25 protein-coding genes are annotated in these 23,961 nt (G+C 69.3%); 17 read left to right on the top strand and 8 right to left on the bottom strand.

Annotation, left to right across the window (positions count from 1 at the left end; all coding sequences use genetic code 11):
- The first annotated feature begins 2 nt into the window (after positions 1–2).
- Positions 3–686 (top strand): class I SAM-dependent methyltransferase, encoded by a 684-nt coding sequence (locus ACZ1DY_RS22750; RefSeq protein ID WP_257486525.1) that lies wholly within the window; start codon positions 3–5, stop codon positions 684–686.
- A gap of 5 nt (positions 687–691) precedes the next feature.
- Here ACZ1DY_RS22750 and ACZ1DY_RS22745 read toward each other — a convergent pair whose 3' ends face one another.
- Positions 692–1,153, bottom strand: coding sequence for a nuclear transport factor 2 family protein (locus ACZ1DY_RS22745; RefSeq protein WP_465480755.1), 462 nt, complete (start codon positions 1,151–1,153; stop codon positions 692–694).
- Between the two features lie 89 nt (positions 1,154–1,242).
- On the opposite strand from ACZ1DY_RS22745, the gene ACZ1DY_RS22740 reads away from it, so the two are divergent.
- Entirely contained in the window at positions 1,243–1,809 is a 567-nt protein-coding gene (locus ACZ1DY_RS22740; RefSeq protein ID WP_257486527.1) for a TetR/AcrR family transcriptional regulator, read from the top strand.
- 230 nt (positions 1,810–2,039) lie between these two features.
- Here ACZ1DY_RS22740 and ACZ1DY_RS22735 read toward each other — a convergent pair whose 3' ends face one another.
- Complete coding sequence (locus tag ACZ1DY_RS22735) at positions 2,040–3,038, bottom strand: hypothetical protein (RefSeq protein WP_465480754.1); 999 nt, start codon at positions 3,036–3,038, stop codon at positions 2,040–2,042.
- 193 nt (positions 3,039–3,231) lie between these two features.
- Here ACZ1DY_RS22735 and ACZ1DY_RS22730 point away from each other — a divergent pair, with 193 nt between their 5' ends.
- Genes ACZ1DY_RS22730 through ACZ1DY_RS22705 form a run of 6 tightly spaced genes read left to right on the top strand, consistent with a single transcriptional unit; the run spans position 3,232 to position 10,526 of the window.
- Positions 3,232–4,233, top strand: a complete 1,002-nt coding sequence (locus ACZ1DY_RS22730) for a LacI family DNA-binding transcriptional regulator (RefSeq protein ID WP_465480753.1) — start codon at positions 3,232–3,234, stop codon at positions 4,231–4,233.
- An 8-nt stretch (positions 4,234–4,241) separates the two neighbouring features.
- Positions 4,242–5,864, top strand: a complete 1,623-nt coding sequence (locus ACZ1DY_RS22725; RefSeq protein ID WP_465480752.1) for an FAD-dependent oxidoreductase — start codon at positions 4,242–4,244, stop codon at positions 5,862–5,864.
- A 24-nt stretch (positions 5,865–5,888) separates the two neighbouring features.
- A complete protein-coding gene (locus ACZ1DY_RS22720) occupies positions 5,889–8,027 on the top strand; it encodes a hydantoinase/oxoprolinase family protein (protein WP_465480751.1) in 2,139 nt (712 codons plus the stop codon).
- Entirely contained in the window at positions 8,024–8,536 is a 513-nt protein-coding gene (locus tag ACZ1DY_RS22715; protein WP_465480750.1) for a hypothetical protein, read from the top strand. Before ACZ1DY_RS22720 ends, ACZ1DY_RS22715 begins: the two co-directional genes overlap by 4 nt.
- Before the next feature lie 2 nt (positions 8,537–8,538).
- Positions 8,539–9,810: a transporter gene (locus ACZ1DY_RS22710; RefSeq protein WP_465480749.1), complete on the top strand. Its 1,272-nt coding sequence runs from the start codon at positions 8,539–8,541 to the stop codon at positions 9,808–9,810.
- The gene (locus ACZ1DY_RS22705; protein WP_465480748.1) at positions 9,807–10,526 is read left to right on the top strand and encodes an alpha/beta fold hydrolase; all 720 of its coding nucleotides are present in this window, start codon (positions 9,807–9,809) and stop codon (positions 10,524–10,526) included. The genes ACZ1DY_RS22710 and ACZ1DY_RS22705 overlap by 4 nt, the downstream gene beginning before the upstream one ends.
- Here ACZ1DY_RS22705 and ACZ1DY_RS22700 read toward each other — a convergent pair.
- Positions 10,513–11,037, bottom strand: a complete 525-nt coding sequence (locus ACZ1DY_RS22700; protein ID WP_257486535.1) for an SMI1/KNR4 family protein — start codon at positions 11,035–11,037, stop codon at positions 10,513–10,515. The genes ACZ1DY_RS22705 and ACZ1DY_RS22700 overlap by 14 nt on opposite strands.
- 9 nt (positions 11,038–11,046) lie before the next feature.
- Entirely contained in the window at positions 11,047–11,784 is a 738-nt protein-coding gene (gene aztA, locus ACZ1DY_RS22695; protein ID WP_465480747.1) for a zinc ABC transporter ATP-binding protein AztA, read from the bottom strand.
- Positions 11,785–11,832: 48 nt separating this feature from the next.
- Between aztA and aztB the strand changes: the two genes are divergently transcribed.
- Genes aztB through aztD form a run of 4 tightly spaced genes read left to right on the top strand, consistent with a single transcriptional unit; the run spans position 11,833 to position 15,972 of the window.
- Positions 11,833–12,684, top strand: coding sequence for a zinc ABC transporter permease AztB (gene aztB / locus ACZ1DY_RS22690; RefSeq protein ID WP_465480746.1), 852 nt, complete (start codon positions 11,833–11,835; stop codon positions 12,682–12,684).
- Entirely contained in the window at positions 12,681–13,877 is a 1,197-nt protein-coding gene (locus tag ACZ1DY_RS22685) for a hypothetical protein (protein ID WP_465480745.1), read from the top strand. Before aztB ends, ACZ1DY_RS22685 begins: the two co-directional genes overlap by 4 nt.
- Positions 13,874–14,773: a zinc ABC transporter substrate-binding protein AztC gene (aztC, locus tag ACZ1DY_RS22680; RefSeq protein ID WP_465480744.1), complete on the top strand. Its 900-nt coding sequence runs from the start codon at positions 13,874–13,876 to the stop codon at positions 14,771–14,773. Before ACZ1DY_RS22685 ends, aztC begins: the two co-directional genes overlap by 4 nt.
- A gap of 26 nt (positions 14,774–14,799) precedes the next feature.
- A complete protein-coding gene (gene aztD / locus ACZ1DY_RS22675; RefSeq protein ID WP_465480743.1) occupies positions 14,800–15,972 on the top strand; it encodes a zinc metallochaperone AztD in 1,173 nt (390 codons plus the stop codon).
- 308 nt (positions 15,973–16,280) lie between these two features.
- Here aztD and ACZ1DY_RS22670 read toward each other — a convergent pair whose 3' ends face one another.
- Both ACZ1DY_RS22670 and ACZ1DY_RS22665 read right to left on the bottom strand, forming a co-directional pair.
- The gene (locus ACZ1DY_RS22670; RefSeq protein ID WP_126733059.1) at positions 16,281–16,916 is read right to left on the bottom strand and encodes a response regulator; all 636 of its coding nucleotides are present in this window, start codon (positions 16,914–16,916) and stop codon (positions 16,281–16,283) included.
- The gene (locus tag ACZ1DY_RS22665) at positions 16,913–18,079 is read right to left on the bottom strand and encodes a sensor histidine kinase (RefSeq protein ID WP_465480742.1); all 1,167 of its coding nucleotides are present in this window, start codon (positions 18,077–18,079) and stop codon (positions 16,913–16,915) included. Before ACZ1DY_RS22665 ends, ACZ1DY_RS22670 begins: the two co-directional genes overlap by 4 nt.
- 172 nt (positions 18,080–18,251) lie before the next feature.
- Here ACZ1DY_RS22665 and ACZ1DY_RS22660 point away from each other — a divergent pair, with 172 nt between their 5' ends.
- The 4 genes from ACZ1DY_RS22660 (at position 18,252) to ACZ1DY_RS22645 (ending at position 21,188) form a co-directional block, all read left to right on the top strand.
- Entirely contained in the window at positions 18,252–19,334 is a 1,083-nt protein-coding gene (locus ACZ1DY_RS22660; protein ID WP_465480741.1) for an ABC transporter permease, read from the top strand.
- The gene (locus ACZ1DY_RS22655; RefSeq protein ID WP_465480740.1) at positions 19,331–20,014 is read left to right on the top strand and encodes an ABC transporter ATP-binding protein; all 684 of its coding nucleotides are present in this window, start codon (positions 19,331–19,333) and stop codon (positions 20,012–20,014) included. Before ACZ1DY_RS22660 ends, ACZ1DY_RS22655 begins: the two co-directional genes overlap by 4 nt.
- 79 nt (positions 20,015–20,093) lie before the next feature.
- On the top strand, positions 20,094–20,900 hold the full coding sequence (gene map, locus ACZ1DY_RS22650) for a type I methionyl aminopeptidase (protein WP_126733055.1): 807 nt from the start codon (positions 20,094–20,096) through the stop codon (positions 20,898–20,900).
- Positions 20,901–21,038: 138 nt separating this feature from the next.
- The gene (locus ACZ1DY_RS22645; protein ID WP_185927105.1) at positions 21,039–21,188 is read left to right on the top strand and encodes a hypothetical protein; all 150 of its coding nucleotides are present in this window, start codon (positions 21,039–21,041) and stop codon (positions 21,186–21,188) included.
- A 14-nt stretch (positions 21,189–21,202) separates the two neighbouring features.
- Here the strand turns inward: ACZ1DY_RS22645 and ACZ1DY_RS22640 are convergent, their stop codons facing one another.
- Positions 21,203–21,877, bottom strand: coding sequence for a hypothetical protein (locus tag ACZ1DY_RS22640; protein ID WP_465480739.1), 675 nt, complete (start codon positions 21,875–21,877; stop codon positions 21,203–21,205).
- Between the two features lie 243 nt (positions 21,878–22,120).
- Between ACZ1DY_RS22640 and ACZ1DY_RS22635 the strand changes: the two genes are divergently transcribed.
- Positions 22,121–22,486, top strand: a complete 366-nt coding sequence (locus tag ACZ1DY_RS22635) for an ArsR/SmtB family transcription factor (RefSeq protein WP_192744209.1) — start codon at positions 22,121–22,123, stop codon at positions 22,484–22,486.
- A 423-nt stretch (positions 22,487–22,909) separates the two neighbouring features.
- On the opposite strand, the gene ACZ1DY_RS22630 is transcribed toward ACZ1DY_RS22635, so the two are convergent.
- On the bottom strand, positions 22,910–23,884 hold the full coding sequence (locus ACZ1DY_RS22630; RefSeq protein WP_465480738.1) for a GlxA family transcriptional regulator: 975 nt from the start codon (positions 23,882–23,884) through the stop codon (positions 22,910–22,912).
- Between the last annotated feature and the right edge of the window lie 77 nt (positions 23,885–23,961).

Genomic DNA, 23,961 nt, shown 5'->3' with positions numbered 1-23,961 from the left:
GAGTGGACGAACGACCGATCACCACGGCGCAGCGCAACTTCCGGCGGGTCGCCGAAGAGCTGGAAAGTATGGGGACCCAGGATCGTTTCACCTACATCTTCCGCTCCCGGTTGTGGAGTTCCTCCTCGGTCTCCGGGCCTGGTTCGGAGTCGGTCCAGACGCGGGAACTGAGCGACCGGCTGCCCGCCCTCCTCGATCGTTTCGGGGTGCGCACCCTGCTCGACCTGCCGTGCGGCGACTACGGCTGGCTCAGTGAAGTGGGCCTGGATCTCGACCGGTACATCGGGGGCGACATCGTTCCCGACCTGATCGAGATGAACGCCGAACGGTTCCGGGACGACCCGGTCCACGAGTTCCGGGTGCTCGATCTGACCGGTGATCCGCTGCCGCCGGCCGACCTCGTGTTGTGCCGGGATTGCCTGGTCCATCTGAGTTTCGCCGATATCGGGCGGGCCCTGCGCAACCTGCGGCGGAGCGGTTCCCGGTACCTGTTGACCACGACCTTCACCGAACTGCGGACCAACACCGACATCGTGACCGGCGACTGGCGGCCGCTGAATCTGTGCCGGGAGCCGTTCGGGTTCCCGGAGCCGCTGGCCGTGCTGGTCGAGGGGTGCACCGAGGAGGACGGCGCCTACGCGGACAAGTCCTTGGGGTTGTGGGAGATCTCCGCGATCACGGACTGAACGGCTCACCGGAGCGGGAAGTCGGCGCCGTGTTCCTCCTGCGGGCGCGGGCCGTGGATGCGCCGGTCGCTTTCGGAGATGGCGACGTCGTTGATGCTCGCCTCGCGACGGCTCATGAGACCGTGCTCGTCGAACTCCCACAGTTCGTTGCCGTAGCTGCGCCACGACCGGCCGGCCTGGTCGTGCCATTCGTACTGGAAGCGGACGGCGATCCGGTCGTCGGTGAACGTCCAAAGGTTCTTGCGCAGCGCGTAATCCAGTTCCCGTTCCCACTTCCCGGTCAGGAACGCGACGATCTCTTCGCGGCCTCGGACGAAGGTCTCCCGGTTCCGCCAGACCGAATCCGGCGTGTACGCCGACGCCACCTTGCGGGGGTCCCGGGTGTTCCAGGCATCCTCTGCCGCTTGGACCTTCCGCAGTGCCGTCTCACGGGTGAACGGAGGGCAAGGCTGGCGTACTTCGGTCATCGTCGAACCTCCTCAGGTGGAGAACGTGCGTTCTCTACGTTCGGCGCCTACGATAGGGAACGACCGTTCTCAACGTCAAGGGAGACCCGATGCCGGCCGCCGTCACCGAGGAGCAGAACCGCGTGGATCGCGAAGCCCTGCTCGATGCCGCCGAGAAACTCTTCTACGAGAACGGCATCCAGGCGGTCGGCATGGACCAGGTCCGCGCGGCGTCCGGCCTGTCACTCAAGCGCATCTACCGATTCTTCGAAGCCAAGGAAGACCTCGTGGTGGCGATGCTCAGACGTCGCGATGAGCGCTGGCGGGGCAGCCTGGCCGCCCATGTGGACCAGGTCGCGGATCCCCGCGAGCGGGTGCTCTCGGTCTTCGACTGGCTTGCGGAGTGGTTCGCCGAACCGGGTTTCCGCGGTTGCGCCTGGATCAACGCCCACGGCGAACTCGGCTCGTCGTCCGAGGCGGTCCTGGCTGAGGTGCGAGCGCACAAGCAGGCGTTTCGCGAGCAGATCGACACCTGGGTGCGGGCCGCGGGCGGGTCGGTGACCGAACCGGTCTACCTGCTCGCCGAAGGGGCCATCGTGACGGCGGGAATCAGCGGTGATCCGGCGCCCGCGCGTCAGGCGCGAGAGGCGGTCGCGGCACTGCTCGGGCGCCCGTGACCGAGGGTGTCTTACGTACCTACTGGCTTCCGGCCGCCGTTGATCCCGGGCCCGGTCTGTGGAGGCCCGGGGGGGGTTGCGAAAGCCACTTTCGCAACGTTGAAGGTTGCGAAAGTGGCTTTCGCAACCCCCCCGGCCGTGGCCAGCACCCGGCAGAACCGCGGTACCGAGTGGCGCTGGTCTCGTGAGTGGTAAGGGACGGTTAGAACCGTCCCTTACCACTCACGAGGTCAGACCGCCCGAGCGATCGCGATCGAGCCGTCCAGGCGTGCGCCTGCTTCGTAGAACATGTACTCCTTGCCGTTCATGGTCCCGAACGACGGAGCCGCGCAGCGCCCGTTGTCCGGCGCGCCCGGCAGCGGGGCGTGGAAGACGCCGAGATGCCTGCGCTTGCTGAAGTCGTTGCCGACCTCGGTGATGAGCATGTTGCCGCCGGCTTCGATGTTCTCGTGGTAGATCACGTACGTCGACGTGCCGCGTTGCGCGATGGTCGGCGCGCCGATGTTGCTCGCGCCGACCTCTTCGGGGCGGATCAGCGGCGTCTGCGAGAACGTCCAGTTCCGCCCGTCGACGGACCAGCCCCAACCGATCGAACGATGGTTGCTCCTGTCGTTGATCATGAAGACCATCATGTACTTCGCGCCGCGTGACGGCAGGCTGTGCCGGAACACCCGTGCGTAGGAGGCTTCGGTGGTGCCTGCGGGCAACATCGAGGTGGACAGCACGACCTTGTCGTAGGTGAAGTGGATGCCGTCCTTCGACCGGGCGAGCCGGGTCGTGGTGTTCTCGCCGTGGAAGTACAGCCACAGTTCGCGCGCGTCCTCGTTCCACAGCACGTGTGACGACGAGACGTGCGAGACGTCGTAGTGCGGTTTCCAGGTCCTTTTGACGATCGGGTTGTTCGCGTATTCGGTGAAGGGACCCTCGAGGCTGTCGGCGTAGGAGAGGCAGATGCCGCCGGGAGCGTCGTGCGGCGCGTAGTACAGGTAGTAGCGGCCCAGCGGGTTCGCGACCCGGCCCGCGACACCGCGGATGCACGGGAAGATCAGTTCGCCGGTCGGGTTGTACTTCAATTCGCTCTTGTCGAACGCGGTGCGCAGGAACCGGTACTCCGGGAATCCGGCCGGCGCCGCGGCCGCGGACCCGGCGCCCAGGACGGGTATCGCGGCCAGGCCGAGGCCTACTCCGGCGACTCCGCGCAGAGCCGCGCGTCGGGACAGCTCGGTCATGCGGACACTCCCTTTCGTCGGCGTTGACGTGGTCGTCCAACCATTCGGACAGCAAGCGGGCAGCGTCAAGGCGCTAATACGTATTAGTCCTGATCAGCGGCGGTACCGGACAGGATGCGCCGGTTTCCTTGATTTCGCCGGATCCCGCACAGATGCTCGGCTAAACCGCATTAGCCGACATCGAGGAGCCGGAATGGCAGCAGGACGCCGTCCGCCGCGGCAGGCGGACATCGCCCGCATCGCCGGGGTGTCGCAGGCGACCGTCTCCGTGGTGCTCGGCGGCAACCGCTCCGTGCGGATGGCCGAGTCGACGCGGCAACGGGTGATGGAGGTGGCGCAGGATCTCGGCTACGTGCCGCATCCGGTAGCGACCCGGCTCGCGCGCTCGCGCTCGAACCTGCTCGGTCTCTACACGTTCCGCAGCGCTTTCCCGACCGACGAGGCCGACACCTACCACCCGATCCTGTCCGGAGTGGAGGAAGAAGCGGCCAAACTCGGCCAGGACCTCATCCTGTTCACCGGCACCAGCGGACCGGGCGCCCGGCAGGAGGCCGCGATCCGCCGCACCCGGCTGGCCGACGGCTGCCTGTTCTTCGGCAGGCATGTTCCGGAAGGTCCGGTGTCCCGGCTCGTCGACGACGGCTTCCCGTTGGTCTACATCGGACGGCGCCCGGAGCTCGGCGGCCGGATCCCTTACGTCGGCGCCGATTACGTGACGGCGTCCGCGCTGGTGCCGCGGCGCCTGCTCGATCTCGGTCATCGCGAAATCCGGTATGTGCGCGAGGCGGACGAGGCACCGTCGTCGGAAGACCGGCAGCGCGGAGTGCTTCGCGCCGCACCGCGGACGGGCGTCGTCCGGTTGCAGGGTCCGGAGATCACCGCGACGACCGTGCGCGGCTGGATCGCCGACGGGGTCACCGCCGTAGTGGTGGAGGGGACCGACACCGGTACGGCGTACCGCGCTGTCCGGCGTGCCGTCGACACAGCCGGACTGTCCACTCCGGACGATCTCTCGCTCGCGGTGCTCGGCGGCCCGCCCGGGGTGAGCGGTTTCGAGGTCCCCATGCGGGAGATGGGCAGACGCGCGGTGCGGCTGCTGGTCGACCTCGTGACCGAAAAGACGACCGCGCCGCAGCAGCTGCTGCGGTGCCCACAGGTGGACGGCGCACAGGTCGGTCCACCACGATCCCGATAGGACGAACCATGTACGAACTCGGCACCGAGATCCTCGTCGCGGGCGGCGGGGTAGGCGGCGTCGCCGCCGCGCTCGCCGCCGCCTCGGCGGGGCATCACGTCGTGCTGACCGAGGAGACCGACTGGCTCGGCGGTCAGTTCACCGCACAGGCGGTTCCCCCGGACGAGAACCCGTGGATCGAGCGCTTCGGTGGCACGGCAACGTATCGCACCTTCCGGGAGGGCGTGCGTGACTACTACCGGCGGAACTATCCGCTGCGCGCGGAAGCGGCGGGGTTGACCGACCTCAACCCGGGCGCGGGCCGGGTGAGCAAGCTGTGTCACGAGCCGCGTGTGGCGCTCGCTGTGCTGGAGGCGATGCTGGCGCCGCACCGGGCCGCCGGACGGCTCACCGTGCTGCTTCGTCATCGGCCGGTCGCGGCGGAGGTGAGCGGTGATCGGGTCGACGTCGTCACCTTCGAGGGACCCGGTGGGGAGCGCACGGCGGTGTGTGCGCGGTACGTGCTCGACGCGACCGAGAACGGCGATCTTCTGCCGTTGACCGGTACCGAATTCGCGATCGGGGCCGAAGCCCAGTCCGACCACGGCGAACCGCACGCCCCGGAACACGCGGATTCCGGCAATCTCCAGGGGATCACCTACTGCTTCGCCTTGTCGCACCACGCGGGTGAGGACCACACGATCGACCGGCCGGAGATGTACGGCTTCTGGCGCGAGTACCAGCCGGACTTCTGGCCCGGCCCGCTGCTCGGCTTCCTCGCGCCGGATCCGCGTTCGCTCGCGCCGGTCGGCCGCACCTTCGATCCGAACCCGGACACCGATCCGCTGGCGGTGAGCGCGGACCAGAGCGCCGACGCCGGTGACAAGGAACTGTGGGGATTCCGCCGGATCCTCGCGCGCAAGCTGCACCGGCCGGGCGCGTTCGACTCCGACATCACGCTGGTGAACTGGCCCCTCAACGACTACTGGCTGCGGCCCGCGGTGGAGATCGACGGCGTGAGTACCGCCGAGGACGTCGCGCTGGCCCATCATGAGGCCAAGCAGCTGTCGTTGTCGGTGCTGTACTGGTTGCAGACGGAGGCACCGCGGCTCGACGGCGGCACCGGATTCCCCGGCCTGAAGCTGCGCCGGGACGTCGTCGACACCGACGACGGGCTGGCCAAATCCGCCTACGTGCGTGAAGCGCGGCGGATCCGGGCCGTGACGACGATCGTCGAGCAGGACGTTTCGCTCGACGTACTCGGGCCGAGCGGCCGCAAGCGCCGCGAAGACTCCGTGGGCGTCGGCAGCTACCGGATCGATCTGCATCCCTCGACCGCGGGCGACACCTACGTCGACGTCCCGAGCGTCCCGTTCGAGCTGCCGCTCGGCGCGTTGCTGCCCCAGCGGATGCGGAATCTGCTGCCCGCGGGCAAGAACATCGGCACGACCCATATCACCAACGGCTGTCACCGGCTGCACCCCGTGGAGTGGAACGTCGGCGAGGTCGCCGGTCACCTCGCCGGATTCGCGGTGCGCGGAGGCGGCGAGCCGCACGCGGTCCGCGAGGACCCGGCGCGGTTCGAGGAGTTCGCCCGGCTGCTGGACCGGGCCGGCGTCGAGCGGCGCTGGCCGGAAGTCCGCGGTTACTGACCCCCATTCACCAGGAGGTGGACGATGACGTCCAAGCCCACTCCGGTCCGCGTCGGCATCGATGTCGGCGGCACGTTCACCGACGCCGTCGCCGTCGACGCCCGCACATTCGCCCTGCTCGGCCAGGTCAAGGTCCCGACCAGCCATGACCACGAAGACGGCGTCGCACACGGGATCCTGGAGGCATTGGAAAAGCTCCGCGCCGACGTCGGCATCGGCGCGGAGGACGTGTCGTTCCTCGCGCACGGCACCACCCAGGCGACCAACGCGTTGCTGGAAGGCGACGTGGCGACGGTCGGGATCGCCGGGGTGGGCACCGGTTTCGACGCGTTCGCCACCCGGCGGCTCGCGGCCTTCGCGAAAATGGAGCTGGCACCCGGGCGGAAACTCCCGGTGCGGTTCGCGCCGGTGCGTGAGCTCTCCGGCGCGGGCGAAGCCGTCGAGGATCTGGTCCGCCAGGGGGCGGAGGTGATCGTCGCCGTCGAACCGTTCAGTGTGGACGATCCGGCGGGGGAGCGGGCGGTGGCGGCCGCCGCACGGGAGCGGGACGTGCTCGCCACGGCCACACACGAGATCACCGGCCTGTACGGGCTCACGAAACGCGCCCGCACCGCGGTGCTGAACGCGGGGATCATGCCGCGCATGGTGACGACCGCCGATCTGGTCGAGTCGAGTGTGCGACGGGCCGGCGTGACCGCGCCGTTGATGGTGGTGCGTGGCGACGGCGGGGTCATGTCGTTGCCGGAAATGCGTCGAAGGCCGCTGCTGACGGCGTTGTCCGGGCCCGCCGCGGGAGTCGCCGGCGCGTTGATGGGGGAGAAGCTCAGCGAAGGGCTGTTCCTCGAAACCGGAGGCACGTCGACCGACATCAGCGTGGTCCGTCGCGGGCGAGTGCTTGTGCGGCACGCCCATCTCGGCGGACACGAGACGTACCTGCCCGCCCTCGACGTGCGCACGATCGGTATCGGCGGCGGTTCCCTGATCCGGTTCTCCGGACGCGCCGTGACCGACGTCGGCCCACGCAGCGCGCATATCGCGGGCCTGCCGTACGCGTGTTTCGCGCCCGCTTCGGCGCTGGAGAGAGCGAAACTGATCACCGTCTCCCCACGGCCGGACGATCCGAGTGACTATGTCGCGCTGGAAACGGCCGACGGCAAGCGGTACGCGCTCACGCTGACGTGTGCCGCCAACGCGCTCGGCATCGTGCCCGCCGATTCCTACGCGCGTTCGGAGGCGGAATCCGCGCGCCTGGCGCTGGCGCCGCTTGCCGAAGCGATGGGCACGTCGGGTGAGGAAGCCGCCCGGACGGTGATGCGCCGGGCGGTGAAGCCGGTGCGCGCGGTCGTCGACGAACTGATCCGGGAGTATCGGCTGGATCGGCCGACCCTCGTCGGCGGCGGAGGCGGCGCGGCCGCGGTCACCCCGTTCCTTGGCGAGGATTCCGGGCACGAATGGCGGATCGCCGCGCACGCGGAAGTGATCAGCCCGCTCGGCGCCGCGCTGGCACTGGTCCGGGAGTCGGTCGAGCGGATCGTGCCCAGCCCCACCAACGCCGACGTCCTCGCCGTACGGACCGAGGCCGAGGCCGCCGTCGTGGCGCAGGGTGCCGACCCGGCAGGTGTCGAGGTCGACGTGACGGTCGACCCGCAGCGCAACCTGGTGCGCGCGGTCGCCACCGGCGCGACCGAGCTGCGCACCAAGGATCGATCGTCCACAGTGGACGATGAGGCGGTCGGAACCGCCGTCGCGCGCAGCATCGGTGTCGGACCTGATCGGTTGAGGCGCGTCGCGAGCACGGCACACCACCGGGTCTTCGCCGCGTCGGCCCGGCGGCAAGGTGTGCTCGGCCGGTTCACGAAACCGGTCCAGCATGTGCGGGTCGTCGACGGCGAAGGCGTGATCCGGCTGCACGGTGCCGGGGCTGTCGTCGAGACCTCCGACGCCGGTGCCGCCCAGGCTCGGCTGGCAACGCTCGCCGATCAGCACACCCGGTACGGCGACGGCGGTTCCCGCGCTCCGGCGGTGTGGTTGCTGGTGGGACCCAAGATCGCGGACCTGTCCGGCGTGCTCGACCGGGACCAGCTGCTCGCGCTGGCCGGGGCCGAACTGAAGACCCGCGCGAGTGACGAGCCGGTCGTCGTGATCCTCCAGGATCGCCGATGAGCGACCTCGATCTGGCCGTCGGCCTGCTGCGCGCGACGCCCACCCACGAGAACCGGTCCGACGGGCAGCTACGTACCTGGGCGGAGATCGCGCTGGCCTACGGCGACGAACTGGCCGAGGGCGACGATTCCGGCGACGTCCAGGTCGTGGAGCGCGAAGACGGCGTCAGCGACCGTGAACTGGTGCTCGCCGAGCATCAGCGCGGCTCCGTCGTCGTGTACACCGACGCCTTGCGCCGAGTCGAAAAGCTGGCACGAGCACGCGGATGGCCGATCACCCGGGAAGCGCTGCGCCGGGCCGCCGTGGCACACGAACTCGCCCACCACCGGCTCGACGTGCGCGAGCTGAACCGGCGGCTCGGGCATACCGCGTTCCGGCTCGGGCCGCTGCGCCTGCGCGGCCATGTCGCCGGCGCGGAGGAGATCGCCGCGCACCGCTTCGCTCACCTTCGCAGCGGCCTGGCCGTCAGTCCGCTGCTCATCACCACCGCGCTCGCGGGAGGGAACTGACCATGGGAATCGCGATTCTCGTCCTGATGGCGGTGGGCGTCGTGCTCATGCTCACCCGCGTGCTGCCCACGGCGTTCGCGCTGGTGCTGCTCGCGCTCGGCATCGCCGTACTCGCCGGAGCGCCCCTGACGGGCGCGAAGGACAGCATCCTGACCGGAGTGCTCCAGACGGGCTCGGCGACGCTGGCGTCCACGATGATCGCCGTCCTGCTCGGCTCCTGGCTCGGCACACTCATGGACGAGACCGGTATCGCCGGCACCCTCGTGCGGAAGATCGTCGAGTTCGGCGGGGAACGGCCGTCGGTCGTCGCGCTCGGCGTGTTCGCCGTGTCGATCCTGTGCGGCAGCATCACCGGTTCGGCTCCGGCGGCCATGCTCGCGGGCGTCGTCGGCATCCCCGCGATGATCGCCGTCGGAGTCAGTCCGGTCGCCGCTGGTGGCACGGTGCTGATGGGCATCTCGGCGGGAGCACCGCTCGAACTGGCCGTGTGGCAGTTCCTGTCCGACGCGCTGGGCGCGCCGGTCTTCGACGTGAAGTCGATCATGATCAAGCTGTTCCCGCTCGCGCTCGTCGTGGGCATCGCCTACGTCCTCATCCAGACGCGGCACGGCGCCCGGCACACGTGGGCGGTGAAACTGGAGCGGCCGAAGGCGCGCGTGCGCCGCGGCGACGCACCTTGGTACGCGTTGCTTTCGCCACTGTTGCCCATCGTGCTCGCGCTCGGGTTCGCGGTGCCGATCGTGCCGTCCCTGCTGGCCGGGGTGGTCTACGCACTCGTGACGACGACGAAATGGGGCGAGCTCAGCGGACGTGGCCTGCGCTCGCTGTACAAGGCGTTCGACGTCGCGGCGCCGCCGATCGTGTTGTTCGTCGCGATCGGGATGCTGCTGGCCGCCGTGAAACTCCCCGGCGCGAAGGGCGCGCTGACGCCGATCGTGGCGGCGATCAGCCCGTCCGGGGCGGTGTGGTTCGTCGTGGTCTTCGCGGCGCTGGTCCCGTTGTGCCTGTTCCGCGGCCCGCTCAACGTGTTCGGGCTCGGCGCCGGTGTCGCGGGCGTGCTGGTCACCGGCGGCATCTACCCGCTTCCGGCCGTCGTCGGCCTGATGGCGTCCTACAACCAGGTGTTCAGCGTCTCCGACCCCACGAGCACCCAGACCGTGTGGGCGTCCCAGTACGCCGGAGTGCGTCCCGAACGCGCGATGGTCTCGACGCTGCCGTACACCTGGCTGGTCGGTTTGGGCGGCATGGTGCTCACGGCGGTGCTGTACCTGTGATCACGACGTCCGACGGGCTCCGGCTCGACAGCGTCCGGCACGATGGCGGCCCGGAGACGGTCGTGCTCGTCCACGGCATCACCGCGGACCTCGACGAGAACGGGCTCTTCACCGAGCTCGCGCCGAGGCTCGCCGCCGCGGGATTCACGGTGCTGAGGTTCTCCTTCCGCGGGCACGGCCGTAGTGACGGGCGGCCGAGGGACATGACCGTCGCGGGCGAACTCCTGGACCTGCGCGCCGCGGTGGACGGGCCGGTTTCGGTGGTGGCGTCGAGCTTCGGTGCCGTCAGCACGGCACTGTCGCTGGCGTCGCTGCCTGTGCGAAGGGTGGTGCTCTGGCAGCCGGTGCTCGACCTGCGGCGGACCTTCCTGGAGCCGGAGCTGCCCAGGGGGATCGCGTTGTACTCGGATCGTGCTTCGTTGGCACAGAACGGGTTTCTGGACATCGAAGGCCGGTTCGAACTGGGCGCGGCGCTGTTCGAGGAGTTCGCCCGCCTCGACCCGAGGGGCGCCTTCCTGGCGTCCAGGATGCCCGCGCTGGTCGTCCATGGTTCGGGGGACGAGCACGTTTCTCACGAGATCGCGCGGGAAACGGCCCTGGCGCGGGCCGGGACGGATTGGCATTCTCTGGCGGGCGCGGGACACGGGTTCGGGGACTCGGCGGAAGAGGCGCTGGACGTCACCGTGCGGTGGCTTTCGCGGGTCAAGGCCGGCTGAGCCGCTCATCCATCTCGTCGAGGATCTCGGCCACGCTCGCCCAGTCGGACCGATAGATCCCTTCACTGGCGTACCACTCCATCACGCAGCCGTGGTGCTCGCCTGCCCGCAGGTCGACGCATAGCAGGCCTCCGTCGATGGCCCGGCCGATGGGGAGGTTCGCCGTGCAGTACGGGAATCCGTCCTGGCCCGCCTGCTTGTGGTGTGTTCCTGCCGGGTTACAGCAGCCAGGGTCCGGGTACCGCGACTGCCTGGCGTACTCCTCCTCGGCTCGCGCCACCGACAGGGGCAGGTAGCCCTTCGGGATCAGGTCTTCGGCTCCGCGCACGCGCTCGTCGTCGACGCCGTCCATGAGGGCCCACCAGGTGAGCAGCTCGGGTGGGAGTTCGAGGCCGACGCGATCTCGCAGGCGCGCGACGTGCGCGGCCGGCGCCGGAGGCCGGATTTCGCGCGCGATGGCGGGTGCGTGTTCGGACAGCAAGGCCATGATGCGCCGCCAGGTCGCTTCCACCGGAGCACCCTAGCGGGAATCGGCGCGATCGGGTGCCTGGATTCGGGCCGGCAGGCCCCAGGCCTCCGCCACGCGTTCCGGGGTCAGCACCGACGCCGGTTCGCCTTCGCCGACGAGCCGGCCGTCCTGGAGCAGCAGGCAGTGGTCGGCCCGGCCCGCCACCTCCAGATCGTGCGTGACGCGCAGGACGGTCGTGCCACCGGCGAGGGTGGCGCGCAGGGCTTCTTCGATCAGGCCGCGGGCGTGCAGGTCGAGCCCGGCCGATGGCTCGTCGAGCAGCAGTAGCCCGGCTTGCTGGGCCAACCCTTGAGCGACCAGTGCCCGCTGGCGTTGCCCGCCGGACAACGTGCCGATCAACCGGTCCGCGATCGACGTGATCTCCAGTAGCTCCAAGCATTCCGCGACGATCTTCCGGTCCGTCTTGGACAGTCGCCGCCAGTGGCCGCGGTGCGCCCACCGCCCCATCGTGACGGTGGCGCGGACGGTGATCGGCAGCGACCGCGACACCTCGCTCTGCTGGGTCACGTAGGCGACCCGCCCCGGGTCTCGCCGGGTCACCGAGCCGGTGGTCGGCGGGAGCACGCCCGCGACGAGGTTCAGCAGCGACGACTTCCCCGCTCCGTTCGCGCCGGCGATGGCGGTGAGCCGCGCCGACGGGACCCGGGCGGTGATCCCGCGCAGCACCTCGCGAGAGCCGTAGTGGGCGTGCGCGCGGTCGATCGTGAGCGCCGCTGTGTCCGGGGTCATCGACACCTCTTTCAGATAATGACAATCATTACCACTATAGTGTGACGCGTGGAGTGGTTGCTGATCCCCTTCGAGGTGTCGTTCGTGCAGCGTGCGCTGGTGGCGGGAGTGCTCGTTTCGGCGGTGTGCGCCGTCGTGGGCACCTGGGTGGTGTTGCGCGGGATGGCCTTCATCGGCGACGCGATGTCGCACGGCATGTTGCCGGGCGTGGCCATTGCCTCGCTGACCGGCGTGAACCTGCTGATCGGCGCGGCGATCAGCGCCGGGGTGATGGCGCTCGGCGTGACCGCGCTCGGCCGTTCGCGGCGGTTGTCCGAGGACACCACGATCGGGCTGCTCTTCGTCGGCATGCTCGCGAGCGGCGTGATCATCGTGTCCCACTCGCGGTCGTTCGCGGTCGATCTCACCGGCTTCCTGTTCGGCGACGTGCTCGCCGTCGGATCGAGTGACCTGGTGGGCCTCGCGATCACCCTCCTGGTCGTGGGGGCCGTGGCGCTGGCGGGACATCGTTCGTTCACCGCGCTCACCTTCGACGTCCGCAAAGCGCACACACTGGGGCTTCGGCCACGCCTGGCCAACGCGGTGCTGCTCGGGCTGGTCACGTTGACGATCGTCGCGTCGTTCCGCGTCGTGGGGACGTTGCTGGTGTTCGGGCTGCTCATCGCCCCCGCCGCGGCGGCGCTCTTCTGGTCGCGGCGGATCACCACGATCATGCTCATCGCGGCGCTGCTCGGCATCGCCGCCACGGCCGGTGGCCTGCTCGTGTCCTGGCATTGGGGCACCGCGGCGGGCGCGACCATCGCCGCCGGCGCGGTCCTCCTGTTCTTCCTTTCCGCGTTCCTGTCCTTCGTACGACAGCGATTCCGTTCCCTGACACCGGAGATCGAGAGCTCACGATGAAACTGAAAGCAGTGACGGTCGTCGTCGCGGCGCTGACCCTGGCGGCGTGCGGCTCGGAGCAGCCGAAGGAGGTGACCGCGGAAGTCCCGCACGGCTACGTCGAAGGCGCCGAGGAGGCGGCCGAGGCGCAGTCGCGGCTGATCGTCGCCGACACGGACACCGGCGCCGTACGCGTCGTCGACCTGATCACCGAAGAGGTGCACGAGGTCGGGCGAGTCGACGGAGTGCGAGCTGTGACCGGTGACGGCCGCTTCGGCTACCTGACCGCCCGCGACGGCACGACCCGGGTGATCGACAGCGGCTCGTGGATGGTCGACCACGGTGACCACGTCCACTACTACCGGGCGAAGGTCCGGGATGTCGGCGTCGCGCCCGGCAAGGAACCCCTGGCGGCCTACAGCGATCCCGCCGTCACCGCACTGTCCTATTCGGACGGTTCGGCGACGTTGCTGGACCGGGCCGCGCTGGACAAGGGTTCCGTGACCGAGTTGGGAAAGATCACGCGTGAGCCCCACGCGGGTGTGGCGATCCCGTACGGCGGGCACATCATCGCCACGGTGGCCGACGCCGGAAAGCCGCTCGCCCGCGGTGTGCGCGTCCACGACCGCCAGGGCAAAGCCGTGGCGGAGATCGACCAGCCGTGCCCTGAGCTGCAGGGGCAGGCCGTGACGAGGCGCGGAGTCGTCTTTGGCTGCGCGGACGGCGCCTTGCTGGTGACCGAAAAGGACGGCACGTTCGCCGGGACGAAGATCCCGTACCCACGCACTGTCACCGCGCAAGAACGCGCCACGGCCTTCTTCCACCGGCCCGGAAGCTCCACGCTCGCGGCGCGGGCGGGGGAGACCGCGGTGTGGTCACTGGACGTCGGACGCCGTAGCTGGCAGCACGTCGAGACCGGCCCGGTCGCCGCGGTGAACGCCGTCGGGGAGGGCGGCCCGCTGCTGGTCCTCGCCCGGGACGGAAAGCTGCGCTCCTTCGACGGCGCCGGCAAGGAACAGACGGCCATCCCGCTCCTGACCCCGGAGGCGACCGCCGCCGATGTTCCGTCGATCCAGGTCGACTCCACGCGCGCCTACATCAACAACCCGCTCTCGGCCGAGGTGTACGAAATCGACTACAACGACAACCTTCGGCGCGCCAGGACCCTGAAGGTCGGCGGCAAGGCGGGCCATATCGTGGAGACCGGCCGATGAGGCGCCGCGTACTCGCCCTCTTCGTGGTGGCGCTGCTGGCGGCGGCCGGCTGCTCCGGGACCGGCGGGGGCGGCAAGTCGGTCGTCGTCACGACGAACATCCTCGGCGATATCACTCGTGCCGTGGTCGGTGATCGGGCCGAGGTGACGGTGTTGATGAAGCCGAACGCGGACCCGCATTCCTTCGGTATCTCCGCGCAGCAGGCCGCCCAGGTCGAACGTGCCGGCCTGATCGTCTACAACGGACTCGGGCTCGAAGAGGGAATCCTGCGCACCGTCCGCACAGCGGAGGAAAGCGGCGTACCGGCGCTGCCCGCCGGGGAGCGGGCGAATCCGATCAGTTATGCCGACAACAAGCCCGATCCCCATTTCTGGACGGATCCGGCACGGGTGCGCGACGCGGTGAAGGCGATCGCGGACGAGGTCGTCGCCCATGTCGACGGGGTCGACGAAGCGGTGATCCGCGCCAACGCCGAACGCTATCGCGGGGAGATCGAGGCACTCGACAAGATGATGGCCGAGAAGTTCGGCGGGATTCCGCCGGAACGCCGGAAACTGGTCACGAATCACCACGTGTTCGGGTACCTGGCCCAGCGGTTCGGGTTCCAGGTCGTCGGAGCGGTGATCCCCGGCGGAACCACGCTCGCCTCACCGAGCTCCTCGGATCTGAAGGCCCTCGCCGACACCGTCCGCGCGGCGGGAGTGCCGGTGATCTTCGCCGATTCCTCGCAACCGGACCGGCTCGCCCGGGTCTTGGCCGAACAGGCCGGGCTGCACGTCCAGGTGGCCCCGTTGTTCTCGGAATCGCTCAGTGAACCAGGCCAGGGCGCGGCCACCTATCTGGAAATGATGCGCGCCAACACCGAATCGATCACCACCGGTTTGACCCGTTCCTGACCGGAACAGACGAAAGGCACAGGAAAATGGCACGGAAGACCCGATATCTCGCGCTGATGGCGACGACGGCGAGCACGCTCGCGCTGGCCGCCTGCGGGACCGAACAGCCGGCGGCGGAACCCGCGAAGGACGCGGCTCCGGCATCGGTCGTCGCCGATCCGGTGGCCGTCACCTATGACGGCGGGATCGTGCTGCTCGACGGGAAGACCTTGAAGGTGGCCAAGAACCTTCCGCTGGAAGGCTTCAACCGCCTCAACCCCGCCGGGAACGACCGGCACCTCCTGGTCTCGACCTCCACCGGATTCCGGGTCCTCGACGCCGTCGGCGCAGTGCTCACGGACAACGAGGTGAAGGCGGCCAAGCCGGGACATGTCGTCCGGCACGCCGGCAAGACGGTGCTGTTCGCCGACGGGACCGGTGAAGTGACCGTCTTCGACCCGAAGACGATCGGCACCGCGGCGCTCCCCGCGCCGAAGTACAAGACGCCCGAGGCGCATCACGGCGTGGCCGTCGAACTCGCGAACGGCGAACTGCTCACCACCGTCGGCGACAAGGACAAGCGGTCCGGGATCGTGGTGCTGGACAAGGACAAGAAGGAGATCGCGCGTAACGAGCAGTGCCCCGGCGTGCACGGTGAGGCCGCCGCGCGCGGTGAAGCGGTCGTGGTCGGCTGCCAGACCGGTGCGCTGATCTACCGCAACGGCGTGATCACCAAGGTGACGAGCCCGGATCCCTACGGTCGCATCGGCAACCAGGCGGGCTCGGACGTCTCGCCGATCACCTTGGGCGACTACAAGGTCGACGAAGCGGCCGAGCTCGAACGCCCGAGCCGCATCTCGTTGATCGACACCGAGAAGGCCACGCTCAAGCACGTCGACATCGGGACCAGCTACACCTTCCGGTCGCTGGCCCGCGGGCCGCAGGGGGAGGCCCTGGTGCTGGGCACCGACGGCCAGATCCACGTGATCGACCCGGTGAGCGGTGCGGTGCAGCGGAAGATCGCCGTCATCGGCACCTGGCAGGAGCCGATCGAGTGGCAGCAGCCGCGTCCGGCGATCTTCGTCCGGGGCGGAACCGCCTACGTCACCGATCCCGGCAAGAAGGAGATCCACTCGGTGGACCTCGCGTCCGGGACCAAGACCGCGACCGGGACGATCCCGGGAACGCCGAACGAGGTCAGCGGAGTCCTCGGGCACTGATCCACTCGGCGTGTGACATCGGGCCTCGGTAACGATGCCGCGAAAGTCACTTTCGCAACCTTCAAGGTTGCGAAAGTGGCTTTCGCAACACACTCACCCGACCACTCACGACCACCTCGCCGCCGCCCACGTCGCGAAAGCCACTTTCGCGACGCCTGAGGTCCCGAAAGTGGCTTTCGCGACACGCTCGACTGGCGGAAGCCCGTGAAGTGCGCGGTAGCCTCCTACGCCTCTGAAGTCCCTTGTGGACAGTCGTGGTCGCGTCGGATCTTCCACCACCCACGAGACCCTCGCGGAGTCCAGGCAGGTCAGCGCCGGATCAGGCCGAGGTCCGTCGCGGTGGCGACGGCGGCGGTGCGCGAATCGACGCCGAGTTTGGTGTAGCTGCGGGCCAGATGGGACTTCACCGTGCCCTCGGTCAGGTGCAGGCGGTCCGCGATGGCCCGGTTGGACAGGCCGTCCGCGACCAGGACCAGGACTTCGATCTCGCGCAGCGTCAGTGCGGTGGCGGGCATCCGCATCCGGTTCATGAGCCGGTCGGCGACGGTCGGGGCGAGCGTGGTGCGCCCGGCGGCGGCGGTCCGCACGGCGGCGGCCAGATCCTCGGGAGGCGCGTCCTTGAGGAGATAACCGGTGGCGCCCGCTTCGATGGCGGGCAACGTGTCCGCGTCGGTGTCGTAGGTGGTGACGATGAGGACGCGGGGAGCGTCCGGCCGCGCGGTGATCGCCGCGGTGGCCTCGGCGCCGGTCATCCCGGAGCCGAAACGCAGATCCATCAGCACGACGTCGATGTCGCCTTCGGCGGCTCGGGCCACCGCTTCCTCGGCGGTCGAGGCTTCGGCCGAGACGACGAGACCTGGTTCGGTTTCCAGTACGGCACGCAGTCCCGCCCGGACGATGGGGTGGTCGTCGGCGAGCAGGAGCCGGATCGGGGGTTCGGTCACGTGCTTTCCTTGGGCAGTCGCGCGGACACGGTGGCGCCGTGGCCGGGGGAGGACTCGACGGTGAGGCTTCCGTTCAGCGCTTCGATCCGGGTACGCATCGCGGTGAGCCCGAAGCCGCTGTGTTCCGGATCGAAGCCGACACCGTCGTCGACGACGGCGAGGGTGACGTGCTCGCCGCCGTAGCTCAAGGTGACGTCGGCGGTGGACGCGTCGGCGTGCCGGACGGTGTTCGCCAGGGCCGCCTGGCCGATGCGCAGCAACGCGACCTCGTACGCGGTCGGCAGCGGAACGACGTCGCCTGAGAGACGGAAGCGTGCGGTGATCCGGTGCCGGGCGCTGGTGGTGGCGCACAGCCGGTCCAGTGCGTCGGCCAGCGTGGTGTCGTCGAGTGCGGGAGGAGACAGGGCGACGACGAACCGGCGGGCTTCGGCGAGGTTGTCCGCGGCGGCCTGACGAGCCTGTTCGACGTAGCGGGCGGCGTTCCCCGCGGTATCGGGCAGCGTCCTTTCCGCGGCACGCAACAGAAGTTGGATGCTCGACAGTCCCTGGGCGAGGGTGTCGTGGATTTCGTGGGCCAGCCGCTCCCGCTCGGCGAGCACTCCCGCCTCGTGCTGGGCTTCGGCTAGGTCGGCACGGGTGGCGGTGAGCTCCTCGATCAGGTCCCGGCGTCGTTCGCTTTCGCGGTACAGCGCCTGATAACCCCAGACGACGGCGACCGCGACAGCTGCGCCGAGCGCCGGTCCGATCGCCGCCGCCGGAACGAAGGCACCCTGGTGGGCGGTGAACGCGGTGATCGCCGCCAGCACGGTCACGATCACCGCGACCAGCCCCTGACGGCGCGGCAGCAGATGCAACTGCAGGAAGTACAGCGGGAAGGCGACCCAGACGCCGTCGGCGGTCAGCACCAACAGCACCAGCCAGACGAGGCCCACCGCGACCAGCCACCAGAGGGCGGCCCGCCGGGACGTCCGGACGCGAGGCAGCAGTGGGCCGGCCGCGTACACCACGGCACACGTCACTGCCGCCGCGACGATCGCTCCCGCTTCGGATGAGCCGTCCGCCACCGCCCGCACGGCGGCGAGTGCGAGCAGGGCGACGAGCAGCAGATGCAGACACCAGGTCAGCACCCGGCTGGTCGGGGTCAAAGCGGGCGCGGCGGTCACAGTGCGTCCAGATTACGGAGCGGGATCGGCGCGCGCCTCTATCCAAAGGTAGAGGCGGCGTGCCGTCTTACGGCGGGCGAAGTGCCATCTCCGGCCGGATGCCGGCGCGGTCACCGGCGGCGATCGTGGAGAGGTAGCCAGCCCACCCGCCCCGAGAGGACAGACCCGAGCCGTGTTCGTCGCCTGGAGAGATCTGAGATTCGCCAAAGGACGGTTCGCCCTGATGGGTGCCGTCGTCGTGCTGATCACCCTGCTGGTCGGCCTGTTGTCCGGGCTCACCGCGGGGCTGGGCGAGCAGAACATCTCCGCGATCACCGGCCTGCCCGCGGACAAGATCGTCTTCGCCGCCCCCGGCGCCGGGCAAAGCCTCTCCTACGCCAATTCCGCCGTCACCGAAACACAGCGACGGCAGTGGGCCGAGACGCCGGGCGTCACCGCCGTCGAACCGCTGGGCATAGCCACCACCAAGGCCACCACGGGCGGCCGAAGCGCCGGGATCTCCGTTTTCGGGGTCCGGCCCGGTTCGGCGCTCGCCCCGGACGGCGGAAGGATCACCGGCGACTCGGTGGTGCTGTCGACGTCCGCCGCCGATGATCTGGGCGTCCGGAGCGGGGACACCATCACCGTGACCGGGCGCCCGCTGACGGTCGCCACCGTGACGGGGGACGCCTGGTTCAGCCACACACCGGTGATCTGGACGGACCTCGCCGTCTGGGCGAAGACGGCGCCACCCACCGGCGGCGAGCCGAGCGCGACGGTGCTCGCGCTGACCACCACGGCCGACGCCGATCTCGCGGCCACGGACCTCGCCGCCGGCACGGCGACGGTCTCGAAGAGCGACTCGCTGTCCGCGATCGGCTCCTACACGTCCGAAAACGGTTCGCTGCAACTGATGCGCGGCTTCCTGTTCGCCATCTCCGCCCTCGTGATCGGCGCCTTCTTCACCGTGTGGACCATCCAGCGCAGCGGTGACATCGCCGTCCTCAAGGCGCTGGGGGCGAGCACCGCCTTCCTGTTGAAGGACGCGCTCGGCCAGGCCGTCGTCCTTCTCGTCGGCGGCACCGCCATCGGAACCGGCTTGGCCGTCGGGCTCGGCACGGCGGTCGCCGGCTCCGCCGTGCCCTTCCTGCTGACTCCGGCCACCGTGCTCGTGCCGTCCGCCGTGATGATCCTGCTCGGCGCGCTGGGTGCGGCGCTTTCCGTCCGCCGCATCACTTCCGTCGACCCGCTGACCGCACTGGGGAGTGCCCGATGAGCCTGAACCTGACCGGCGTCACCCTCACCTATCCCGACGGCGACGCCCGCCTCACCGCACTCGACGACGTCACGCTGGATGTCCCGCCGGGCACGATCACCGCCGTCGCCGGGCCCTCCGGCTCCGGGAAGTCCAGCCTGCTCGCCGTCGCGGCAACCCTCATCACCCCGGACCAGGGGACCGTCACCATCGACGGCACCACGACCACCGGCCTGACCCGCGGCGAACTCACCGAACTCCGCCGCCGCAAGATCGGGATCGTCTTCCAGCAGCCGAATCTGCTGCCCGCCCTCACAGCCGCCGAACAGCTTCAGGTCATGGCCCGGATCGACGGCCGCTCCGCGGGCGGGGCACGCGGTGTGGCCATGGACCTGCTGGATGCCGTTGGGCTCGCGGCGCAGGCGGGACGTCGCCCGCATCAGCTTTCCGGTGGTCAACGACAGCGGGTGAACATCGCGCGCGCGTTGATGAACGAACCGACCGTACTGCTGATCGACGAACCGACGAGCGCCCTCGATCACGACCGCGGCGCCGCGGTCATCGAGCTGATCGCCTGCCTGACGCGCGAGCGGTCCACCGCCACCGTCCTGGTCACGCACGATCGGGTGCATCTCGCCGCGGTGGACCGGATCGTCGAAGTGCACGACGGACGGCTGGGCAGCCCTTCTCCGGTCGCCTGACGGGAGGGAGTTGGTATTATTATACCGCCACCTGCTAGGGTTCCGGTATAATAATACCAACCTGTGACGCGAGGATCCGATGATCGAACTGAAGACGCCCGCCGAGATCGAGCGTATGCACGTGACCGGGCGTTTCGTCGCCGAAGTGCTCACCGAGGTCGGCGACCTCGCGGACGTGGGCGTCAACCTGATGGACCTGGAACACCACGTACGCGGCATGATCCAGCGACGCGGCGCGGAGTCCTGCTACTGGGACTACGCGCCGTCCTTCGGCAAAGGCCCGTTCCGCAACGTCATCTGCCTGGCGGTCAACGACGCCGTCCTGCACGGCCTGCCCCACGACTACACGCTGCGCGACGGTGACGTGCTCACCGCGGATCTCGCGGTGAAGATCGACGGCTGGGCGGCCGACTCGGCGCGCACGGTCATCGTCGGAACGCCCGCGGAAGAGGACCTGCGGATCGTCCGTGCCACCGAGGAAGCACTGGAGGCGGCGATCGAGGCCGCACGTCCCGGCAACCGTCTCGGCGACATCTCCGCGGCCATCTGGGCGGTCGCCCGCGCCTACGGCTATCCGGTGAACACCGAGTTCGGCGGCCACGGCATCGGCCGCACCATGCACGAGGAACTCCACATTCCCAACAAGGGCAAGGCAGGCCGTGGCCTGAAGCTCCAGCCGGGACTCACCGTCGCGCTCGAACCCTGGTTCGCCCGCACGACCGACCGGATCGTCTTCGACGACGACGGCTGGACCATCCGCTCGGCCGACGGTTCACGCACGGCTCATTCCGAGCACACGGTGGCCATCACCGAAGGTGCTCCACTGGTGCTCACCAGGCGTGAGCACGAGATATCCGGCGATCGTGTGTCCGCGAAGGACTCCTGAGTCCGTCCGGCACCACGACGTCCGCATCCGGTGACTTCAGTGACGTTCGACCGAAAACCCCGAATACGGCCCGTCATCACGGCGCGGCCGTTAGTGTGAACGGTCGCTGTATTCATCACCCCTGAGGAGTAGCGGTTCATGATCGCCGAGAGCGCGAACCAGCAGAGCGTGACCTTCCCGCAGGAAGCCACGCCGATCTTCGACCTGGTCGCGAAGATGGTGGCGCGGACGCAGACCGAGGACGAGCACGACTTCGACCGCGAAGCCGGTCTCGCGACGTCGGTGTAGCTTCCCGCCGAGAGTCATTCAGGCGGCGCGCCCGTGTGAGCACGGAGTTCCGCGGCCGTGCGGCGGGCGTGGGCCAGCCCGTCGAGGATCCATTGCGGTGGCTGCCGGTCGTTGGTCGCGATCCGCTCATAGGCGGCGACCAGCCTTTCCGCGATCTTCAGCCGCGCGTCCGCGGCCGTCGGCTCCCGTGCGGCTTCGTCGTCGCCCTGTTCGGCCGGGATCGTGACCAGGGCGAGGTGCCCGGTCGGCGAACGGGCCGGTTCGGACGCCGGCTCGGCGTCAGGTCGCTGTTCCGGGGTCGGCAGCCTGCGCAGGCGGAATGCGGTCTGCTCAGTGTGCTCGGGCACGCCGTCGCGGCGCGAGTCCTGTGACGGAAAGGGATCCGCACGGAACCGCGCGACCGAAGGCCAGTATCGGGTCCGCACGGACCGCGGTGTAGCTCCGTCGAGCCTGTACGCGATCTCCTGCCAGGTCTTCCCGTCGAGCCGTGCGGCGACCACCGCCGCTTCGAGGATCTGCTGCGCCATCCCGATCAGCCCGGAATGATCCCGCGTCGAGCACGCGTCCTGCTCCGCGTCGGCCTCGACCCGGGCGGCGTTCGCGGCGAGATCGGCCAGTTCCGCCGCGTGCGCGGCGAGGGCGAGGTGGGCCCGGGTGGCCGCGGTGGGGATGGAGTGGCGGGTGGTCACCGTCCGCACCTCGTGGCGGGCCGGGGGAACGACAAGAGGCTCGCGGAATCCCGCATGCCGTGACTCACAGGTGTTCTCACCTTCTCTGATATGCAGACTTGCATAAACATGCAATTTATGGACGTTTTTATGCCCTGATCGGGTGTGGTCCTGCCCGAACGGTGCGGGCCGAGGTTCGGCGGCTCCGGAAATCGGGCACGATCAGGTTGTGCGGACGGCGGGACCCGCGGGGAAGGGATGCCGATGAACAGTCCCCTGTATCAGGCGACGGCGGAGCTCTTCAAGACGCTGGGGCACCCCGTCCGGATCCGCGTGCTCGAACTTCTCAGCGAGCGGGAGCACCACGTCTCGGAGCTGCTCGCCGACCTCGGTATCGAGCCCGCCAACCTGTCTCAGCAGCTCGCCGTCCTGCGGCGCGCCAACCTGGTGGTGCCGCGCAAGGAAGGTACGACCGTCTCCTACTCCTTGACCAGTCCGTCGGTCGCCGAACTGCTCGCCGTCGCTCGCGGGATCCTGACCGGGGTCATCACCGGCCAGCTGGGATTGCTCGACGATCTACAGAATTCCGCCGGTGTTCCCGGTGACGCGCATTCATCTGAAACAGGCTGAGAATCGGCGGCGGCTATTCGGAACGTTCACAGTGTCGGATGATCGTCATTTGTTTTCCTCGCCGGTACCCACGCGTGGTTCGCTCGATTCGGAATTGTCCTCGCGGGGGAGCGTGCCATTTCCGGCGGCCGCCCTTCTCGTCTCCTCGACCAGCGAGTCGAAGATGGGGGTTCCGCACAGCTCCACATGGTCCTCCGTCGTCCCGGTCTTCGTGCCCGGTCATCTTGCCCCGGAGCGGCTTCTTCGATCCAGTTCCGCCGGACAATGCACTCGATTGAGCTCACCCTCGGGGGTGAGCTATTCACCGGCGCGCAATGGCGAGTGCGGGGACACGGCTCTTTCCGGGCGCGCACGCAGTCCCGCTGGTTCGCGGAATTAATGATTCCACTTTCCCGTGAGCGGCAGGAAAAGGATTTCTCCCGGCTACCGCGGTCCGGGTGCCGGACCCGGGGCGGAGAACTCGACCCGGTAGCGCGTCGGTGTCGTGCCCAGCGCGGTGGCGAAGTGCTCGCGAAGACGGGCAGGCGTGCCGAACCCGGACTGCGCGGCGACCGCGTCGATGCCGAGCCCTGTCGTCTCGAGAAGTTGGCGTGCCCGCGCGAGGCGTTGCGCGACAAGCCAGCTGTGGACGGTGGTCCCCGTGCGGGCGCGGAACGAGCGGGTGAAGGTGCTTCGGCTCATATGCGCCCGGGTGGCGAGGTCGTCGATGCTGTGCCGCGCGTCCAGACGGGACTGTGCCCAGTTCATCACGGTGGTGAGCGGATCCTCGTCGGCGGCGGGTACGGGAAGCTCGATGAACTGGGCCTGGCCGCCGGGACGGTGCGGCGCGGCGACGATCCGGCGGGCGACGCCGTTGGCGACGGCCTGCCCGGCCGTGCGGGCGAGGAGGTGAAGGCAGGTGTCGATCCCGGCGGTCGCGCCCGCGCCGGTCACGATGTCGCCTTCGTCGACGTACAGCTCTTCGGGGCGCAGCTCCACCGAAGGGAAGCGCCTCCGGAAGGTTTCGACCCATTTCCAGTGGGTGGTCGCGGCACGCCCGTCGAGGATGCCGGCGTCCGCGAGGGCGAAAACCCCCAGGCAGAGCCCGACGACGAGGGCTCCGCGTTCGTGTGCGGCTCGCAACGCGGCGGCCACGGGTGAAGGCGTCGAGGTCTCCGGGTCGGACCACCACGGCACGACGACGATGTCGGCCTCCGCGAGCGCGCCGAGGCCGGCGGGCACGTCGATCGAATAGCCGGCGCTCGTGGCGAGCCTGCCCGCTTCGACGGCGGCGACCGTGATCGGCCACGGTTCCATGTCGCCCGCCGGGGATTCGGGTCCCCACACCAAGGACGGCACGGCGAGATGGAACGGGCTGATCCCGTGGAACGCCAGGACGGCCACACTCGGAGCGTTCATCGATCCCTTCCCGCGAATATCGGCCGATCCCGGCCACGGCTGACCCGAATCCGTATCTCACCATCGAATCGGGTCAG

It is taken from the genome of Amycolatopsis sp. PSD-21 (genome assembly GCF_055561455.1).
The sequence above is the reverse complement of the archived record's forward strand: the minus strand, read 5'-3'. Positions and strand labels throughout refer to the sequence as shown.

Excerpts from the sequence above, each read along its gene's own strand:
- aztC (WP_465480744.1), top strand. The coding sequence starts at position 13,874 with ATGAGGCGCCGCGTACTCGCCCTCTTCGTGGTGGCGCTGCTGGCGGCG.
- ACZ1DY_RS22740 (WP_257486527.1), top strand. The coding sequence starts at position 1,243 with ATGCCGGCCGCCGTCACCGAGGAGCAGAACCGCGTGGATCGCGAAGCC.
- ACZ1DY_RS22745 (WP_465480755.1), bottom strand. The coding sequence starts at position 1,153 with ATGACCGAAGTACGCCAGCCTTGCCCTCCGTTCACCCGTGAGACGGCA.
- ACZ1DY_RS22685 (WP_465480745.1), top strand. The coding sequence starts at position 12,681 with ATGAAACTGAAAGCAGTGACGGTCGTCGTCGCGGCGCTGACCCTGGCG.
- ACZ1DY_RS22720 (WP_465480751.1), top strand. The coding sequence starts at position 5,889 with ATGACGTCCAAGCCCACTCCGGTCCGCGTCGGCATCGATGTCGGCGGC.
- ACZ1DY_RS22735 (WP_465480754.1), bottom strand. The coding sequence starts at position 3,038 with ATGACCGAGCTGTCCCGACGCGCGGCTCTGCGCGGAGTCGCCGGAGTA.
- ACZ1DY_RS22715 (WP_465480750.1), top strand. The coding sequence starts at position 8,024 with ATGAGCGACCTCGATCTGGCCGTCGGCCTGCTGCGCGCGACGCCCACC.
- ACZ1DY_RS22630 (WP_465480738.1), bottom strand. The coding sequence starts at position 23,884 with ATGAACGCTCCGAGTGTGGCCGTCCTGGCGTTCCACGGGATCAGCCCG.
- aztA (WP_465480747.1), bottom strand. The coding sequence starts at position 11,784 with ATGACCCCGGACACAGCGGCGCTCACGATCGACCGCGCGCACGCCCAC.
- ACZ1DY_RS22655 (WP_465480740.1), top strand. The coding sequence starts at position 19,331 with ATGAGCCTGAACCTGACCGGCGTCACCCTCACCTATCCCGACGGCGAC.
- ACZ1DY_RS22645 (WP_185927105.1), top strand. The coding sequence starts at position 21,039 with ATGATCGCCGAGAGCGCGAACCAGCAGAGCGTGACCTTCCCGCAGGAA.
- ACZ1DY_RS22635 (WP_192744209.1), top strand. The coding sequence starts at position 22,121 with ATGAACAGTCCCCTGTATCAGGCGACGGCGGAGCTCTTCAAGACGCTG.
- ACZ1DY_RS22725 (WP_465480752.1), top strand. The coding sequence starts at position 4,242 with ATGTACGAACTCGGCACCGAGATCCTCGTCGCGGGCGGCGGGGTAGGC.
- aztD (WP_465480743.1), top strand. The coding sequence starts at position 14,800 with ATGGCACGGAAGACCCGATATCTCGCGCTGATGGCGACGACGGCGAGC.
- ACZ1DY_RS22730 (WP_465480753.1), top strand. The coding sequence starts at position 3,232 with ATGGCAGCAGGACGCCGTCCGCCGCGGCAGGCGGACATCGCCCGCATC.
- map (WP_126733055.1), top strand. The coding sequence starts at position 20,094 with ATGATCGAACTGAAGACGCCCGCCGAGATCGAGCGTATGCACGTGACC.
- ACZ1DY_RS22710 (WP_465480749.1), top strand. The coding sequence starts at position 8,539 with ATGGGAATCGCGATTCTCGTCCTGATGGCGGTGGGCGTCGTGCTCATG.